Genomic DNA, 17192 nt, shown 5'->3' on the forward strand with positions numbered 1-17192 from the left:
GACATCTCCACGAAGGAACCTCCATTCGACGTCGCTGGAAAGGCTGACCATCATCCGTACTCGTACCTCAACGATGATTTCGTGCAGCCTGGCAATCTGTACAGAGATGTGATGACTGATCGAGACCGCGAGAACCTGGTGGGCAACATAGTGAGCCACCTGAGCGGAGCGCAGAAGCGCATACAGCTTCGACAGACCGCCCTGTTCTTCAAAGCAGACCCAGACTATAGTCGACGGGTGGCCAAGGGGCTTGGTCTTGACACGAAAGAAGTTGAGAAGCTGGCGCACATGTCTCAGGAGGATCGGGTGAAGGCAACCAAGTAACATTGCGGAGTTGCTGTTGCGTGTTCTGAGCCGCGACCTCTCTGGACACTCTCAGAAATCTCCTTGATTCAGCAGCTCTTGCGAATCCGCGCTCGAATGCTGGCGAATCTAATGGGCATGCGAAACACCCGTTTCTTCTCCTCATTGCCCTTCACTTTCCGAGAGTTCTCCTCTCATCAGCCGTCCTCGTACGGATTTCTTGCCGGGAAAGAATTCGCACCTGGCTTTTCAAGCTGGCATCTTCAACTACCGGTAGATTCCAGGCCATAATCCGGTCGCTCGCACATCATTGATCCATGGAACAGACCGATGCTCAAACCATAAGTGGCGCATTGAGCTGAGGGGGGAACTGAGGAATCTGGCCATTACGCGATGAGGCGACTTTTGCACTGAGATATGAATCCCTTCAGAAACTTCGCCGTCTTACTGGGATTACTGGTCTTCCTGATGGAAGACAATCTTTCCGCCAAGTATCGTCATGACAGGCCTGACCCTCGGGATCTCATTCACTGGTATGTTGAACAGGTTTTGCGATAGCATTACCATGTCCGCGAGCTTGCCTACTTCAATCGAACCCTTGATGCCTTCCTCGAAGGACGCGTAAGCCCCGTTTATAGTATATGCCTCGATCGCATCGTCAAGGGTGACCGTCCTCTCGGACTTGGACACACTCTCCCTCGTCATCGCAGCGTAAATCCCGCCGAGCGGGTCCATACTAGCGACTGACCAGTCGCTCGAGAACGAAAGTACCGCGCCCGACTGTCGGATCTTCCGCCACGGAAACGAGTTCAGGAATCTCTCTCTACCCAGCACGCGCGCGCACACAGAATCCATGGAAGCGTCTGCGTGCTCAGGCTGCATCGAGGCAATCGCCCCGAGCTTCTCGAACCGAGGGATATCGGCGTGGGACATGGTCTCAACATGCTCCACGCGATGCCTACTGTCCCGGCGACCATTGGCCAATGCCGCGTACTCGTAGGCATCGAGGACGGTTCGAACCCCCCTGTCACCGCACGCATGCGTGACCAATTGGAAACCTCGCCTGTCCAGTTCCCTCACGATCTCCCTGAATTCGTCCGGCTCGTACTTCAGTTCCCCTCTCGAATCCGGCCTGTCTGCGTATGGCTCGAGCATCGCCGCGGTGTGGGACTCCAGGACTCCATCAATGAACAACTTGACAGCTCCCGCATTGACCCATTCGTCCTTGTGGTCCTCCCGTGCACATTCGAACTGGTCAAGGTCCTTGGCGGTCATTTCCTTCCGGTACCCGAGCGCGCAGTAGACACGTGCCTTCAGCATCCCATCCTCCTTCAGGCGACGGAAGAGCGGCAGATCGTCTATCGCCACATAGGCATCATGAACGCTCGTTATGCCATACGACGGTGCCCGGGCAACGGCCTCCCTGATTCCTCCCATGACGTCACCCCTCACCAGCCTCGAGACCTCGCCACCGAGGTTGTGAACAACTGAAGAATCCAGGAACACGCCCGTGGCCTCTTGCGTCCTTGGATCCCGCTCCACCCCTGGGGCGGGGGGCCTGTTTGTAAGCTCCCGATCGATCAAGTCCGTGAGCTTGCTGTTCGCGAGGCACACCCAGCCGTCGAACGACTGGAGCAACAGATGTCTGTCGGCCACAACTTCGTCCAGCTCGCGCTTGGTCGGCAGCTTTCCGTCGACCAGCAAGGCCTCGTACCTCCAGCCTATGCCTCCCACTAGCTCCCGTTTAGGGTGCTCGCTAGCGTGCTTTGACAGGAGACCGTAGACTTCCTCACGGGACTTGATGGATCCAAGCTGGACCCATGTCATATCCATGTCGCCCATCGAGAGGTGGAGGTGGCTGTCGATGAACCCTGGGAGCGCCAGCCTCCCCTTCGCGTCTATGACTTCGGTGTCCTCACCCAAGTATGCCTCCAGATCCTGATCGCTGCCGACAAAGACGATTCTGTCCCCCTCGACGGCCACCGCTTCAGCCCACATCTGCGTCCTGTCGACGGTATACACGCTCGCGTTACGGATCGCTAGACTGGCTGAGCCCGCCATTGTTCACACCTGAGCGCCTCCGCGATGCGAGGACGAGATAAATAAGTATCGCAGAGGGCGGGTCTTTCGCCCTCGATTCCCTAGACAGGCAATCGTCCAGTTGCCCACAATCGTGCGGGAGAGAGGATTTGAACCCAGGTCGAGCTAGACATTCTTTCTATGATTTCAGTAGAAATGAAGAATGCAGAGTTGAATTCCGGATTGCGACTATTGCGCCGAGCCAAGTTCCGTCATCTCATAACGTTCTGGATTCTCATTTCGCAATGATTGCGCTCTCAGAGCCTCCGCTTCAGTCATATCGATGTGATTCGCAGGTGTTCGAAGCTCTCGTAGGCTGCGAGTATGATCTGCAGGGCACGGAAGCCATCTTCCCCCGTGACCTCAGGCACTTCATCATTCAGAATGCTCCGGGCGAAGGAGTCGATCTGAAGCCCAAACTGAGCCGGGTGGGGGCAATCCAAGACCTTAATCGGTTTCTGCTCGTCTTCCTTGAAATAGAACAGTTTGTTAGGATAGGGGTAGACTCTGAGCGCTCCCTCCGTGCCATGTATGCGAAGATTGACAGGATGCGGATCCCAAGCTGGCCCCCCAGCACCTTCGTATGGGCCCCAGCTGAACATCCCTTCGCCCGGCAAGTCGGAGAAGTAGGTGGCCTCGTTGCACACGAGTTGCCCGATCGCCCCGCCTGCGGACTTCATTGTCAACAACTCCGTAGCTGGCGGCTGACCTGCCCTGTTCCCCCGGCCGAACACCCATTCGACCTCGCTTGATGTGAACCATCGGAACAGATCCACGAGATGTATGCCGTGATCGGTCAGCCCCATCGGGCCTGCGCCAGGCGCTCCGCTCGGATAGATGTTGTATGCTTCGTAGTTCTTAGTCCCCGATCCGCCTACGAAGATCTCAAGGACCAAGGATACGTCTCCGAGCTGACCTGCATCAATCATCTCCTTCGCTTTCCTGCAGGTTGGGAAGAATCTGAACGACTCGCCATAGAACAGCTTCACTCCGTGCCTGGAACACACCTCTATCATCGACCTGGCATCCTTTAGGGTGAGGGCCATAGGCTTCTCGACGAGTACATCCACTCCAGCCTCAGCTACCTGCTCGGTCACTGCGCGAGAGAACCTGGGCCCGGTGGTAACGCAAGCGATGTCCAGGTCCTCCTTCCTGATCATATCCTGGAAATTCTCATAAGGTTTGATTCCCCACTTTTCGCAGACGCTCTCACGCAAGTCCATGCGCAACTCAGCCCCTGCTACAGTTTGAGCGTTCGTAGCTGTCTTCATCCCGGGTAGATGGCATGTCTGTGCGACGTGACCAAGTCCTATGAACCCAACCTTGAGTTTCCTCATCGGGTCATTCTCCCACCTGATTGTTCCTTGGCTCAAGAGCCGTCTACCGAATTCCCAGGAGAGTCCTCGCCTGCGTCGCTGACCCGACCTCCCTGCCGAGCTCGCGTGCGATCGTGGCGATCTTCCGTACTGCCTCTGCATTGCTCATGATTTTCTCGTCACGCTGCGGATACATCCAGAGATGGTCTTCCATGCCTACTCGGACGAAGTCGACTCCAAGTAGTATGGCGAAAGTCGTCATTGGGAGCCAGTTCCTCCCGCCAATGCTCACTCCGACCACGGAATCGGGAGGGACCATCTTCATCAGCCCAAGCAAGTAGAGCATCCCCCAGGGATCGGGATATGTCTCTGCCGAGTTATGCATGCCCGGTCCCAGAGAGATGAAATAGGGTTTCTTGAGAAGTCCTGGCCTTATGAGCCACTCCCTAACGTTCGAGATGCCTTCTCCGTCATGCGCCATGAATTCCGGTTTGATTCCGTGCGACTCGAGGTATGTGACAGTTTTGACGGTGTTGTCCTCGGTTGCGAGGCAGATTGACTCGTCTAGATAGTAGGAGATCGGTGTGAATATCGTTGACTGCATGTACCTCTTGTCGATGCCGTGCAGGGCCTCGACCATTGGCTCGATTGTCTCGTAGCTGTAGTCTCCCGACTGAGGGTTGTATCCCTCTGCAGAGCTCGGCTGGATTATCATGTCCGGGCATTTGTCCAGAATCGGCGCTAGAGTTTCAGTCAGGAGTTTCGTGTTGGACACAGACTCCCCTTTTTCGTCCCGGGTGTGCAGATGCGCCAAACATGCGCCTTCGGCATAGGATGCGATTGTTGCCTCTGCGATCTCCTTGGGACTGTATGGTTGGCTAGGGTTCTGCTTCCTGGAGAAGAGCGCGCCTGTCGGACACACAGTTATGAAGAGCGGTTTATCCATGGTGAGGTTCTTCTCTTGTCTCTCAACCATCTTCGCCCACGACAGCCCCTCGAATTCCTTGTCGGCCACGTTAATCACCAACCCTTCCTTGCAACGGATGGGCGAGGTAGGGTTTATGCCGACATAATCCTTGTCCTTGTCCATGAGCCCAGCGAGTGAGGTGAGGTCTTGCCAGAATACGATATTCTTGTTCGCGATTCTACCGTGATAGACGGCACTGGCAGGCCTTCCTTTCGCGCAGATGTTGGCGTAGTAGGCGAGATGATCTCTGCGGTCGGCCACGTCCAAGGGGATACGAAGCTGGAGATCGACGCAAAAGGGATGGTGCTCTGTCCGGGGTTCATCGATCCACACACCCACGGCGATATCGGCATCTTGAGGCATCCGCTCGCGGAGAACTTCGTGATGCAAGGGATTACTACCATAGTTGCCGGTCACTGCGGGGCATCGATGGCCCCATTGGTCGGGAACTGCCCCTCCGACCTCATAGATGCGAGTGACTGGTGGCAGGAGGTCGAGCCAGAATCAGAAAAGCCTCCAGTGCTGCTACCGCTGGACCGATACGGTGCCATTCTGAAGACGAAGCTGGGTTTTGCTGTCGATTGGACCAAGTTCGACGAGTTTCTGTCCAGAGTCGAGCAGATTAGAACCTCGGTGAACTTCGCCTCGTTCGTTGGCCACAACACATTGCGTGTTGCCGTCATGCGGGAAGAATTCAGGCGCGTCGCAAACAGCAAGGAAATCGATGAAATGAAGCAGCATGTGTCGGAGGCTCTTCAGGCCGGTGCTCTCGGCCTCTCGAGCACGACTGATCCTGGCCCAGGCGAATACGCGGATGTGAAGGAACTCGCAGAGCTTGCACGGGTGGTTGCAGATCATGGAGGGCTGTACGTCCCTCATACCAGGCATACGCAGAGCCAATGGCCTGCGGACTCACCCGACGAAATTGGCTACGGTATCTTTCACGGCCCGATGGAGGACGTATGGGTGGGACGATACCGGGGAGTCCAGGAGGCCATAGAAGTTGCCCGTAAGTCAGGGGTGTCGTTGCACATCGCCCATCTGTCGAACGTGTTCAAGATCCCACAGCCCCACCCGGATTACCTGGAGGAAGCCGCTGCAAGAGCCACCCTTGAAATCGTGGACGATGCCGTTCGCGAAGGACTCGATGTCACGTTCGACGTAGTCGCCTCTGCGAGCAGCATTTCTGCTGCGGCCCTTCTTCGAGAGGAGTTCAGCCAATGGATCGGGCAATCTGAAGGAGAAGGTCTTGCCGCTCGGGTGAGGTCGGCGGAATTCAGGAAGGAAGTCAAGAATGCTCATAGAATTGGAAGACTGAAGCTCGGTATGGTTCACACGAAAGCGGATCCATACTGGATGAACTGCTTCAGGATATTGAGATGCAGGAACCGCGAATTCGAGGGCAAGACAGTCGGGCAGATAGCCGCCGCCAGGGATCAGGATCCGATCGACGCGACTCTCGATATTCTTGCAGAAGACATCGACACGATTTGGGTACAGTTTCTCGACGACAGAGGGACCGAGACGGCCAACTCTGTTTTTCTCTCCCATCCCTCAGCCATGCCCTGCACCGATGCAGAAGTATACGGAGAGTTTAGGACAACGGACTCGATGCATCGGCCGCCGCCAACTGCCTATGGCATGTTTCCTCACTACATCAGGACCATGGTTCGGGAGAAGGGGATGCTGAGCATCGAGCATGCATTGATGAAGGCAACATACCTTCCGGCACGCAGGTTCGGATTGATGGACAGGGGGATTATCGAACCTGGTGCATACGCTGATATCGTTCTTCTTGACCCCAACTCCATCCGAGAGGTGAGCGACTTCATGGAACCTGTGAGACACCCGGAAGGGATCGAGCTTGTCGTAGTGAACGGCAAACTCGTGTCTCGACGACAGAGGCAAACAGAGGAGAGGCCAGGGAAGGTATTGAGATACAGAACAATCCGTCAGCGGAGTTGAGTATTCTCGAGGCAGGCCCAGCATCGGCTTGCAGAGTAGCCAAGTCGGTCTCGATTTGATTGATCGGAAGAGGGGATTTGAAATGAAGTTGGGCCAGACATTCCTTTCTTGACATCAATTAGCAGGGGATTGAGATGCCCAATGTTGGGCTTTGCGCCAAGTCTAATTCCTTACTAGTAGTATATGTGCCAGTTTTAGTCACCGTCAGATTCCGAGCCATAATCCGGGCCCTCGCGCATTGCTACTTCTCCTGACATACTAGCTCCAAAACCGTTCTTCACGCTGAACTCGAATGAGGAGCGTGACCGCACAGGGAGTCGTGTGTGAGTGCGAATCTTTCGTCAATCTTCACCTATGTAGTTCATGGTTCTCCCGCCTTGGGCCAGTTGTGCAACGGGCACATGGGCGGGGAGCCTCTTTTAGCATGCCATCAATCATAGGATCATTGCACCCAGTCAGAGTCCATTCCGTTTTTCGTCTCACCGTTATTTTCATCAAATGAGCAGTCCGGTTTGAGCCTGCAGGTTCGAGTCAACGCAATCAGGATGTTCTCTCAAGGGATGGGTTTGTGGTACCAAGTGAAATGCTTCACGACTCTGAACCCCATGCCCTCGTAGAGCCTCAGTGGGTCGTGAGGATTCTCGACTTCCATGCCCAACATAGCTTCTCTCATCCCCTTGTCCTTGAGGATCTTGAAGCTTCTCGCAAGCAGTGCGCGGGCCAGTCCTCTGCCCCTGTAATGCTCCCGGACGAAGACGTGTTCAGTATGCCCGCGCTTTCTTTCGAACTGCTGATTTTCCTCTTCTGCGATATAATTCAGGACCATTCCTGCAAGTGTGTCCCCGTCCCATGCTACCTGCCATAGATCAGGCTGGAAGCTGCTCGATTTCTTAAAAGCCTCAAAGTGCTCATCATCCCATTCGTTCTCGGAGAAGTCCCAGTCTTGCAGGCCGGCTTCCTTGTTCGCCTCCCATATCTTGCTGTATTGCCCGGGCACGACAGGGCGTATTTCGAAGCCAGCGGGGAGTGGCATCTGGGGGATCTCGTCTAGGCTTCGAACCATGTCAAGCTCGTGCTGGACGGGTCGATAGCCGTTGGCCAAGACAATTGACTTCCACTCGTTTTCTGAGTCGTTGGCCCAGAGCTCGAAGAAGCTCACACCCTGTTTGCCATCCTTTTTCGCTCTTCCCCGAATGTGTCTCTCATTGTACAGGAACAGCTCTTCACGGATCCCTCTGTCACGCCATTCCAGCAGAAGCTCCACTGAGTGGGCATACATCCTCTTGTCGTCTTCTCGATCTTCCCACCAAACCCTGGCGAGGGCGATCATCTTTCCCTCTGCCTCGGCAACGAGAATATCCGCTTGGGGGTCGAAGTCGAGAGGATTGTCGAATTGAGCTGTCAAATCCTCCTCTGTCGTTACATAATCGACGCCGTCGGCCTCTCTGCTGCTAGTCATAAGTGCAGCCATCGCAGGGAGCTCCTCCTTTCCTCGGTATCGGCGAAGCGTCAGTCCTTGGATTATGGGGAAGCCCGCGTCCTCAGTCCTATCAGAGAGTCTCTCTCCGTTTGTCATTTCATTCACAACGTGGTCGGATGCTCAGAGTGACCAGTCGTCTCCTGCCTGAACAAGGAATTGACAAGCTGTTCGGAGTTTTTGAAACTTCTGGGTTTCCCTCCAATCAGCAGCCCGATTTTGCGGGCAGCTTTGTGCATGCCACACGCATTAGGTCTTTTTCCATCCGAGGGCTATTGCAGCGCACGAGACCCTGTCCAAGTCTCTCTCTCAATATAGCGATATTGCTCTCTCCGGAGATCAACGATTTGAACGAGACAAGTCTTGTCCGTAGACCGAAGGAAGTAGTAGGCCCCTTGCCCTAGACAGCTCTGAGGACGTACATTCTTGTCAGGAACTGCCCTCTTCTGCTCTCTCTAACTTCTTTCATGCGACACTCATTCCCTCGGACGGTCCTCATATCCGAATTTTCATGGATGTTGAGAGTCAGGATCAAGCGGATTGTATGGATCTAGGGGCTTCATCGTTATGAGGGAATCGCCAGGCACGCCGTCGGTAGACACCAGCAGATGGCTATCTTATCAGGAGTCTGCATTCTCTCGTAGACTCCGTGAAGGCAAATGCTATATCTCTGTTGGCGGCTCACCTTCCGCGATGGGCCAGATACGGTACAGACACCCAACTGAAGCAGACGTTGGCTCGATTGTCCGGGCGTGGAACCTGTCTCGACGCGGGATTCCGCTAGAACGAGATTTCACAATCGGGGAGCTTCGCGCCGAAATATTCGATGACGAGGACTATGACATCAACGGGAGCTGGGTTGCCGAGGCGAAAGGCGAGATCGTCGGGTTTGGGTGCGGTACCGTTGAAAGGAGAAGAGTTGAATCTGGTCTGTTAGAAGGATTTGTTACGGTCGAGGTTGTCCCCGAGCACAGAGGACGTGGGATAGAGAAAGAGATAATGAACCGGGTGCTGGCTTATTTGCGGTCAAGACGCCTGGAGCGCGCTGAGCAATTCTGTCCAACGCTCACGGGATGGAGGAACACGCTTTCTGAAGAATATGGATTCAGAGGCGTAAGACATTTCTTCAGGATGGTGCGCAAGGGAGGCAATCCTCCGAAGGACATCAGGATTCCAGCGGGTGTGCGTTTTGAGAGGAAGATGTTCAAGGACGCAGATGAGGGGGATGTCTCTCTACTGGTAGCGACCTTTAACGACACATTTTCGGAGCACTTCGGTTTCTCACCCGTATCGGCGAAGAGGTGGCTTCGGCTAAGGGATGCGTATGAGGATGTCGGCATGATCACATTTGCTGTGCGAGAAGGTCGGACTGTCGGGATATGCTTCAGTGATGAGAGCGTCCTCTACAACAAGGAGCACGCCTCTGACGTCGGCTGGGTGTGGATGATCGGAGTGACGAAGTCGGAGAGAGGAAAGGGCATAGGACGCGCGCTACTTGCAGATTCCGTCGCATGGCTTGCTGGAAGAGGAATTGGCACGGTCTACCTGGGACTCGACGCTGAAAACAGGAAGGCTTTGATTCTCTACACCTCACTGGGTTTTGACGTAATCCATGAGAGTGTTTACTACAGACTTGTTCTATGACTGCGCAGTCTTTTCTTGCCGGAGGCAAACCTTCTGGAAGAAGCGTTTCCGCTGGGGCAGATTCCTACACTCGAAATCGTCGAGAGTTGATATTGATTGCCTGGGCAAACAAGATCCTGGCTGCTTACAGGCACTTGCAGCACAAGAGGCCTCGTCCGAGTCTCTTACTTAACATTTCCGGGATATCGGTCAGCGATTCTGCTCGGTCTAGAAACCTCTCTTCATCCCGAAGCCGGCGTGCACATCAACAAGAAGAGCAACCTCGATAGGCTGGTGAAGTAAGTGGAAGCAGGTTTCATGTTGTTCGGATTTGCAGTAGTGGTCATCGGAATGGATTCAGCGCTATCATGTGGTGCTCTAGATTCTCCGCTTAGTATTGAGCGTTAGTAGATGGATAGTCACTCCGATAGCTACGGCGAGCATGCCGATTCGAACGATTACGCTTTCGGTAGCGAACACAGCTGAGAACACAATGACGCCCCAGAGCACTGAAAGGGTTACGACCTTGGTCTTGATTGCCAGACCCTTTCCTTCCAGGTAGTCTCTCAGATAAGCGCCAAAGTACCTGTTCATCATCATCCAGTTGTACATCCGCATGGAGCCTCTGAGATAACACGCTGCTGCGATCAAGAGGAAGGGCGTCGTAGGCAGGAGGGGCAGGGGAATCCCAATCAGTCCTAGCGCGAGAAAGAGAGTTCCAACTGCATTCCAGAGAAGCCTGACGAGCTTGCTCTGGGCAACCGATATCCCTGGTGAGGGAGCGTCGGTCTGCGGCTCAGAAGAATCTCCTTCAATCATCAGTGACCTTGTCAGGACTGATTCACGAGGTATGATAAGTGTTTTTCTTGCATCCACTCGATTGGAATGATTCCTAGACCTAGTGCCGGAGAGATGCTATCCCAATCTCAGTGAGGAGTCTGCTCATGTCAACGTTCCTTCCATGACATTAGTCTGCTAGAGAGTACGAAGAAGACTGCACCCAGCACCATCAGTATCCCAAGGTTCGCCATTGCGCTCGCGGTGTTATCGAATACCATCGTGTCTCTGAGCCCGTTGTTGAAGTAGGTCAGGGGCATGAAGGCCGCTATCGCTCTGATGAAGGTCGGCATCGCCTCCAACTGGAAGAACGCACCAGAGAGGAACATCATTGGGAACCCAATCACGTTCGCAAGCGCCACACTCGACTCCGGGTCCTTCACTACTACGCCGATGAGCATCCCGAGGGACACGAATAGGAACGCCCCAGCTGGAATGAGGACAAGCGCCATCGGTGTCATGTTGGATCTCATGTCAAAGGCGATTCTGCCGACCGCGAAGGTGGCGAAAAGTGATACATACAACAAAGCGGAGTAGAACATGAATTTCGAGATCAGCCATTCGTGCTTCCTCAGTTTGGTCGTTGCCAGGAGCTTGAAGTATCCTCGTTCTCTATATGACGCGCAGATCGAGGACATCGAATATAGCGATGTGGTCATGACCGTGATGCCAACCACGCCTGGCAGGAAGAAGTCCATGTATGACATGCGCTCCTTAACAGGTTGAATGTCGAACGAGACCGTGGGCTGGGCTTCCTCCAGCACGTAGTTCAGGCCAGTAGTCGCCGCACCAAGTACCGCTTGTGCGGTCCCGAATGTCGATCCGGAGCTATCTCCGAAAAGTGTTACATTGACCAATCGACTGTGGTTCTGAGCCATTGCCCTCGCGACATCCTCGGTGAAATTGCGCGGTATGAGGAGCGCTAACGAGAGCGACTTGTCGCTGATGTACTTCGTCAGATTCTCATGCGGGGATATCATCTGAATCTTCACCACGCCTGTGTTGTTGAGCGACTGCAGCAAGGCCACCGAGTACGGACCGTCGTCCAGATTCTGAACCGGCATGGTCAATTCCGTACCTTCTGACGATGTGAAAATCGCCCCGAAGAGCAGTATCAGAAGTACTGGGAATGCAAAGGTGAAGAACGCGCCTATCTTGGACCTGAGATACTGCGTCGCAAACCCTTTCAGATCAGCGATTATCCTGCTCATTCCTTCAGCACCCCCTCTTCCATCTTTGCTCCTACAAGCCCAAGGAACACGTCCTCGAGGGTCTGCCTCCTGGTGTACATGTCCTTGACGTTCAGTTGAAGCGCCGAAAGCTTGGCGAAGACGGTCCTCATCTCAGAAGGATCTCTCACTGGAACCATCACGTCCCCTTCTTCCTCGGTCGCAGTGATCCCTCTCCGAGAGATCTCCCTCAGACCATCCTTGCCCACCCCGACCAGCACGACCACCGTCACCTTGCTGTATTTCGCTATGAGCTCCTCTGGGCTCCCTCGTGCGATGATCTTCCCTTTGTGCATGATGGCCACATCATCCGAGAGCTTCTCAGCTTCGTCGAGATAGTGAGTAGTAAGGAATACCGTGGTTCCTTTCTTCCTGATATCCTCCACCAATCGCCATAGGTCTCTACGCGCCTTCGGATCGAGACCAGTCGTGGGTTCATCGAGAAAGAGCAGCTCAGGGTTGTTGATGAGCGACAATGCAATCCCCAGCTTCCTCTTCTCTCCTCCGGAGAGCTTCTTGGAAATCAGGTTCTTTCTGTCGGCCAAGCTAACGCTCTCTAGGAGGTCGTTCACCTCCTTCTTGGACATCCTTATGTCGAAAAGCCCCGCCCAATACCTAACCGCCTCCGGCGGTTTGAGCTCGTCGAACGGTTCGAAGTTCTGAGGCAGGACACCGACTCTGCTTCGGATCTTGGTGTAGTCGCGAGTCACATCGACTCCGAAGATAGAGGCAGTTCCCGATGTCGGGCTCCTGAGCCCTTCGAGGATCTCCACGGTCGTTGTCTTGCCAGCGCCATTCGGGCCTAGCATGGAGAATATCTGCTTAGGTTTGATCATAGAAGAGATGTCATCGACTGCTTTCACATCTGGTGGATAGTGCTTAGAAAGATTCTCTACCTGGATGATCACTTCACTCAAGAGCGGTCACCGTTCTGGAGGAACCACATTGCATAACGAGTATAACTCATCTAGTGAGAACCCCCAGAGCTCCGCTGGCATTGTTCGTCATGTGCCAGATGAGAAGAAATCAAGCAACGGTTCTATCCTTTTCATTCGGAGACCTCCCAAGGTCCATCACCAGCCGAATCCCCATCGATCGATTCTTGTTGAAGTATGAAGACCAGTTGTCGTAGAAGACACCCGCCCGTTTGAAACCATAGTTCTCATAGAAGCGCCAATTGCTTGCCTGATCGTCAGCGTACACCGAAATCCTGGTAGATCCTTTCTGTTTGACGACGTCCACGAACCTGTCCATCAGGACGCTGCCTATTCCTTTGCCCCTGTACTTCGAATCGACGAGGAATAGCATGACCTCGGCATCCGCATCGGGCCGGTTTACCAACAACTTCATCTCGACCATCAGGAAGTTCCAGAGCACGGTGGGAAGCCTTTTGATCCTGCCATACCTGCCCAGGACGAGTTTGGCGCCTGCTTTCATCTCGGAATGGACTATCCTTGTAGGAAATCCCTTGACGTGTCGTCCCCTAATCTCCCCGAATATGAGCCCAACCAGTTCCCCGTTGTCGAGACACGCGACATCCGTCAAGTTGGACCACGAAACTGCGATTTCGACATACGCTTCCATGATGCGCCACCTCTCGAATCCTCCAAGGATGTGATCTTTGACCGGCCATGCTTCGGCTGCAAGCTTCGCGCATCTGATTAGGTCATTGGATGTGTACTCTCTGAAGTGCAGGTCCTTCAATGTATCGTTCGGGATGAATGCCCGATTCGGGCTTAAGCGTTCGCCAATATATGAGCAAAAAGCACCGAAAAGCGAGGCCACCTATTCCTCTTCAGGCATGAGGTCGAGCAACTTGGCGAGAGCTACAGTGTAATCCTCTAGTTTCACGTCAATCATGGATGGGTCAACGGGCACTTTGTCCTGTATCGCACACATCATGTGTATCAGACACTTAGGGCAGAACATGAGAAGTCTCTGCGCCCCAACTCTCTTCGCTTCGACCACACGGTCCACCTGGATTCTTTTCGCGTTCGCGTTGCAGTTGGACCACGCACTCACACCGCAGCATACGGCTTTGTCTCTCGTGTTCTCCATCTCGACGAACTTCGCTCCAGAGAAAGCCTTGGCGAGTTCCCTCGGCGAGTCATAGACACCAGAATGCCTTCCGAGCCTGCATGAGTCGTGATAGCTGAATGTGAACGAGGGCTTCCTGACCGCATCCAGCTTCAGGGCTCCTGAATCCGCGAGCTGCTTGACGTAGTCCGCCATATGAACAAGTTCGAACTCCAGGTCGCCTGACAAGTCCTGGTAGTCGCTCTTGAAGGTCCTGTAGCATTCAGGACATGTGAAGACCACCTTCTTTGCTCCCGACTTTCGGATGAGCGCGATGTTTTGCTCCATGAGTCTCTCAAAGTTTGCCTCGTCACCGGTCCAGTTCAGGTCATGACCGCAACATTTCTCTTCGTTGCTCACCACAGGGACTACTCCAGCTTTGTTCATTATTCTGACTGCGCTCTCGCAGATCCTCTGCAGTCCGAGGTCCTTTCTATCATAGAAGATCGCGTCGTAGTGCGGCAGGCAACCTACGAAGTAGAACACATCGCCTTTCTCTGCTACCTTCAGATCCCTACCAACCCAAGCGAGCCTATTCTGCTTCTGATCTCCCCTTGCCATCATCCTCTGGACGGAGTGGATCAGCCCTCCTTGGGAGCAGAGAGGCGCGGCGCCGAAACGTATCGCCTCCTCTCGCATTCCTCGGATGAATCCGGAATAGTCCACCTTGTACGGGCACATCGAGTTGCACTGTTCACATGTAGTGCATGTCCAGATGTCCTTGTCCTTGGCTATGTTGTCGACTATCCCCTCCATGGCCCTCATGACTACGGTCCTGGGCGCAAAGTTGGTATCGAGCGTCGCAATTGGGCAGACGGTCGTGCACTTCCCGCATTCGACACAATCGAAAGCGCCAGTGTCCTCGATCAGCTGCTTCACCATTGTTACGGTCTGCTCCTTGGTCCTGGTCTTCTTGACCTTCGTCTCCTTCAGAAGGGGCGACGGTCCCAGAGCCCTCACTTCCTCGACGAACTCCTTGACGGCCTTGGCGAACCTCACCCTCTCAGAGGCGTTTATCCACTCAGTCCTGAGCCTTCTAGAATCCAGTCCCATGATGTCGAAGAGTTTCTTCAGTGCGTCGATCCGTTCCTGCGCCCTCTTGTTCCCGGATACGTAGTGGCAGTTGTCCATCAGGCATCCTATCACCATGACCCCGTCAATGCCGTGTTCGAATGCGTCCATTATCGCTGCGGGCTCGACGCTTCCGCTGCACATGACCCTGACAACGGTCACATTCGGAGGATATTCGATCTTGTTGACACCGGCCAAGCTGGCCGATGGATAACCGCACCAGGTGCAAGCGAACGCGATGATCCTAGGCTCGAACTTCTCACTCATTGACATCCGCCTCCTCCGCGATAGCGCGAATCATCGCCTCGACCTGCTCAGGTCTGAAGTTGTTGACAGTGATTGCCTTGTTGCAGCAAGCGACGGCGCATGCCCCGCAGCCCTCGCACCTGATCTCATCGATCTTTGAAACGAGGATGCCACGTTTTGCGTCTTCGGTGACCTGGATGGCCTCGTACTCACAGGCCTTCTCGCACCTTCCACAGCCTCTGCATCTCTCCTCATCCACGAATGCAACGATTCTCGGGAACTTCGTCTTGCCCCTCTTCATGAGATCGATTGCGTTCGCGGCAGCCGCCTTCGCGTCTTCGATCGAATACCTAATCCCCTTCGGACCCTGCGCTGTCCCAGCGACATAGATCCCCCTTCTGAACTCCGACGGGAACATCGGGTTTATGTCCTTCAAGAATCTGTCGATGTCCGTCTGGATGTGCAGCATCTTGGCGAGCTTGTCGCTGCCATCCGCAGGTTCCTGGCCGACGGACAGCACCACGAGGTCGGAATCGATATTCAGAAGGGTGTCTGAATCGGTGTCAGCAGCCCTGACGAACAGCTTGTTCATGTCCTCAACCACCTCAGACACTCGTCCTCTGACGAAGTTGATGCCCTCCTCCTTGGCAGCCTGATAGAACTCCTCGAAGCCTCTGTACGGTCCTCTGAGATCGATATAGTGGATGTACACATTCGCATCCGGGTTCAGCTTCTTGATCTCCCTTGCTTGGCCTATGGCATATGTGCAGCAGACAAGTGAGCAGTGGAGATTGCCCTTGGTCTTGTCTCTGGATCCCACACACTGGATGAAGTTGACGGTCTTGGGGACTTTACCGTCGGATGGCCTTACCAGTCCCTCACCTTTCTCGCGCTGTGCCACGAGGATCTGCTCCAGTTCCACTGTCGTGATGACGTTCGGGTTCCCGTAGCGCAGCTCGGGTATGCGTTTCGGGTCGAAGATATTTGAACCAGTCGCGACGATTACCGTCCCGACATCGATCTCCTTCAGTCCTGACGGAGTCTTGATCTTCACATGCCTGTTTCCGAATCCTCCGCTCATCTCTTCGATTTCAGAGTTGAGCATGACCTCTATGTTCCGGGTCTGGAGCACATCCTCGATCTTCGGCGTGAACACACATTCCTTGCAGTACTGGATGCAGCAGATCCCGCAGTTGTGTGTCGGGAAGGTCATGCTCAGCTTGTAGGTCCTGCCTCCAAGCTCTCCGGTCCTCTCAACCAGATGGACCTTGTACCCTGCGCTGGCGATGTCAAGCGCAGCCTGCATGCCGGTCACCCCACCGCCGATGACAATGGCGGAGTCCCTGATAGGTATCTCGATGTCCTCGAGAGGAACAAGCTTCTCTACCCTTGCAACGGCTCCCTTGACAAGGCTCTTTGCCTTGTTGGTGGCAGCCTTTTTGTCGTGATGCACCCAGGCACAGAGCTCGCGTATGTTGACCTGTTCGAACAGGTACTTGTTCATGCCCATGTCCTCAAGGGACCTGCTCACTATGACTCCCAGAATGTTGGGGGAACATGCACCAACTGCCGCACGCTCGAAGTTCACTTTCTTGAACTGGTCCTGGAGGAACTTCTGCCCCTCCCGCGAGCAGAGAGCCTCGTGAACGCTGACTGAGACCACTCGAGGGTCCTTCCCAATCCCATCCGCGATCGCCTGGAGGTCCACGTGCCTTCCAATCTCGTTCCTGCACGAGCACAGGAAGACGGCGATCCCCTTTCGTTCCACAACCTTTTCCTCTGAGCGTTCAGCCATTGTGATCGGTCCCCGTTGATTGATATCGGCGTACCCTAGCAGATCATGATGTTGTCTTCGTAGTTGTCGGGTCAGTCATTCGTTAGGGAATGCACTAGCGACCGGTCATCAGATTCTTGTCGTATGCTTCGATTCCCCTGAAGTGCTCCCTTCCGGGCGACGCGAGAAATGGGCCAACAGACTCGTTCACCTCTTGCGAGCATAAACG

The 17192-nt window shown here is 54.4% G+C and carries 13 protein-coding genes; 3 read left to right on the forward strand and 10 right to left on the reverse strand.

What is annotated here, in order from left to right:
• Nucleotides 1–324: catalase (locus KJ653_01940; protein ID MBU0684597.1), on the forward strand; the 324-nt coding region annotated here is incomplete at its 5' end.
• 432 nt (nucleotides 325–756) lie between these two features.
• On the opposite strand, the gene KJ653_01945 is transcribed toward KJ653_01940, so the two are convergent.
• The 3 genes from KJ653_01945 to KJ653_01955 all read right to left on the reverse strand — a co-directional run bounded on the left by KJ653_01945 (nucleotide 757) and on the right by KJ653_01955 (nucleotide 4788).
• Nucleotides 757–2364 (reverse strand): amidohydrolase, encoded by a 1608-nt coding sequence (locus KJ653_01945; protein ID MBU0684598.1) that lies wholly within the window; start codon nucleotides 2362–2364, stop codon nucleotides 757–759.
• Nucleotides 2365–2657: 293 nt separating this feature from the next.
• Complete coding sequence (locus tag KJ653_01950) at nucleotides 2658–3719, reverse strand: Gfo/Idh/MocA family oxidoreductase (GenBank protein ID MBU0684599.1); 1062 nt, start codon at nucleotides 3717–3719, stop codon at nucleotides 2658–2660.
• A gap of 43 nt (nucleotides 3720–3762) precedes the next feature.
• Nucleotides 3763–4788 (reverse strand): 3-keto-5-aminohexanoate cleavage protein, encoded by a 1026-nt coding sequence (locus KJ653_01955; GenBank protein MBU0684600.1) that lies wholly within the window; start codon nucleotides 4786–4788, stop codon nucleotides 3763–3765.
• A 24-nt stretch (nucleotides 4789–4812) separates the two neighbouring features.
• Here KJ653_01955 and KJ653_01960 point away from each other — a divergent pair, with 24 nt between their 5' ends.
• Nucleotides 4813–6630, forward strand: coding sequence for an amidohydrolase family protein (locus KJ653_01960; GenBank protein MBU0684601.1), 1818 nt, complete (start codon nucleotides 4813–4815; stop codon nucleotides 6628–6630).
• 553 nt (nucleotides 6631–7183) lie between these two features.
• Here KJ653_01960 and KJ653_01965 read toward each other — a convergent pair.
• Nucleotides 7184–8206 (reverse strand): GNAT family N-acetyltransferase, encoded by a 1023-nt coding sequence (locus tag KJ653_01965; protein ID MBU0684602.1) that lies wholly within the window; start codon nucleotides 8204–8206, stop codon nucleotides 7184–7186.
• A gap of 594 nt (nucleotides 8207–8800) precedes the next feature.
• Here KJ653_01965 and KJ653_01970 point away from each other — a divergent pair.
• Complete coding sequence (locus tag KJ653_01970; GenBank protein MBU0684603.1) at nucleotides 8801–9751, forward strand: GNAT family N-acetyltransferase; 951 nt, start codon at nucleotides 8801–8803, stop codon at nucleotides 9749–9751.
• A 357-nt stretch (nucleotides 9752–10108) separates the two neighbouring features.
• On the opposite strand, the gene KJ653_01975 is transcribed toward KJ653_01970, so the two are convergent.
• The 6 genes from KJ653_01975 to KJ653_02000 form a co-directional block, all read right to left on the reverse strand.
• Nucleotides 10109–10549 carry a YbaN family protein gene (locus tag KJ653_01975; GenBank protein MBU0684604.1) on the reverse strand — a complete coding sequence of 147 codons (441 nt, stop codon included), beginning with the start codon at nucleotides 10547–10549 and terminating at the stop codon, nucleotides 10109–10111.
• 128 nt (nucleotides 10550–10677) lie between these two features.
• Nucleotides 10678–11778 carry an ABC transporter permease gene (locus KJ653_01980; protein MBU0684605.1) on the reverse strand — a complete coding sequence of 367 codons (1101 nt, stop codon included), beginning with the start codon at nucleotides 11776–11778 and terminating at the stop codon, nucleotides 10678–10680.
• Nucleotides 11775–12713, reverse strand: a complete 939-nt coding sequence (locus KJ653_01985; protein MBU0684606.1) for an ABC transporter ATP-binding protein — start codon at nucleotides 12711–12713, stop codon at nucleotides 11775–11777. Before KJ653_01985 ends, KJ653_01980 begins: the two co-directional genes overlap by 4 nt.
• A gap of 109 nt (nucleotides 12714–12822) precedes the next feature.
• Nucleotides 12823–13500, reverse strand: coding sequence for a GNAT family N-acetyltransferase (locus KJ653_01990; protein ID MBU0684607.1), 678 nt, complete (start codon nucleotides 13498–13500; stop codon nucleotides 12823–12825).
• Nucleotides 13501–13581: 81 nt separating this feature from the next.
• Entirely contained in the window at nucleotides 13582–15210 is a 1629-nt protein-coding gene (locus KJ653_01995; protein ID MBU0684608.1) for a hydrogenase iron-sulfur subunit, read from the reverse strand.
• Entirely contained in the window at nucleotides 15203–16984 is a 1782-nt protein-coding gene (locus KJ653_02000) for a CoB--CoM heterodisulfide reductase iron-sulfur subunit A family protein (protein MBU0684609.1), read from the reverse strand. Before KJ653_02000 ends, KJ653_01995 begins: the two co-directional genes overlap by 8 nt.
• Between the last annotated feature and the right edge of the window lie 208 nt (nucleotides 16985–17192).

This window comes from Candidatus Thermoplasmatota archaeon (genome assembly GCA_018814355.1).
GTDB lineage: Archaea > Thermoplasmatota > Thermoplasmata > UBA10834 > UBA10834 > COMBO-56-21.

Coding starts and splice junctions, on each gene's coding strand:
- KJ653_01945 (MBU0684598.1), bottom strand. CDS start 2,364: ATGGCGGGCTCAGCCAGTCTAGCGATCCGTAACGCGAGCGTGTATACC.
- KJ653_01950 (MBU0684599.1), bottom strand. CDS start 3,719: ATGAGGAAACTCAAGGTTGGGTTCATAGGACTTGGTCACGTCGCACAG.
- KJ653_01955 (MBU0684600.1), bottom strand. CDS start 4,788: ATGGACAAGGACAAGGATTATGTCGGCATAAACCCTACCTCGCCCATC.
- KJ653_01965 (MBU0684602.1), bottom strand. CDS start 8,206: ATGACAAACGGAGAGAGACTCTCTGATAGGACTGAGGACGCGGGCTTC.
- KJ653_01970 (MBU0684603.1), top strand. CDS start 8,801: ATGGGCCAGATACGGTACAGACACCCAACTGAAGCAGACGTTGGCTCG.
- KJ653_01975 (MBU0684604.1), bottom strand. CDS start 10,549: ATGATTGAAGGAGATTCTTCTGAGCCGCAGACCGACGCTCCCTCACCA.
- KJ653_01980 (MBU0684605.1), bottom strand. CDS start 11,778: ATGAGCAGGATAATCGCTGATCTGAAAGGGTTTGCGACGCAGTATCTC.
- KJ653_01995 (MBU0684608.1), bottom strand. CDS start 15,210: ATGAGTGAGAAGTTCGAGCCTAGGATCATCGCGTTCGCTTGCACCTGG.
- KJ653_02000 (MBU0684609.1), bottom strand. CDS start 16,984: ATGGCTGAACGCTCAGAGGAAAAGGTTGTGGAACGAAAGGGGATCGCC.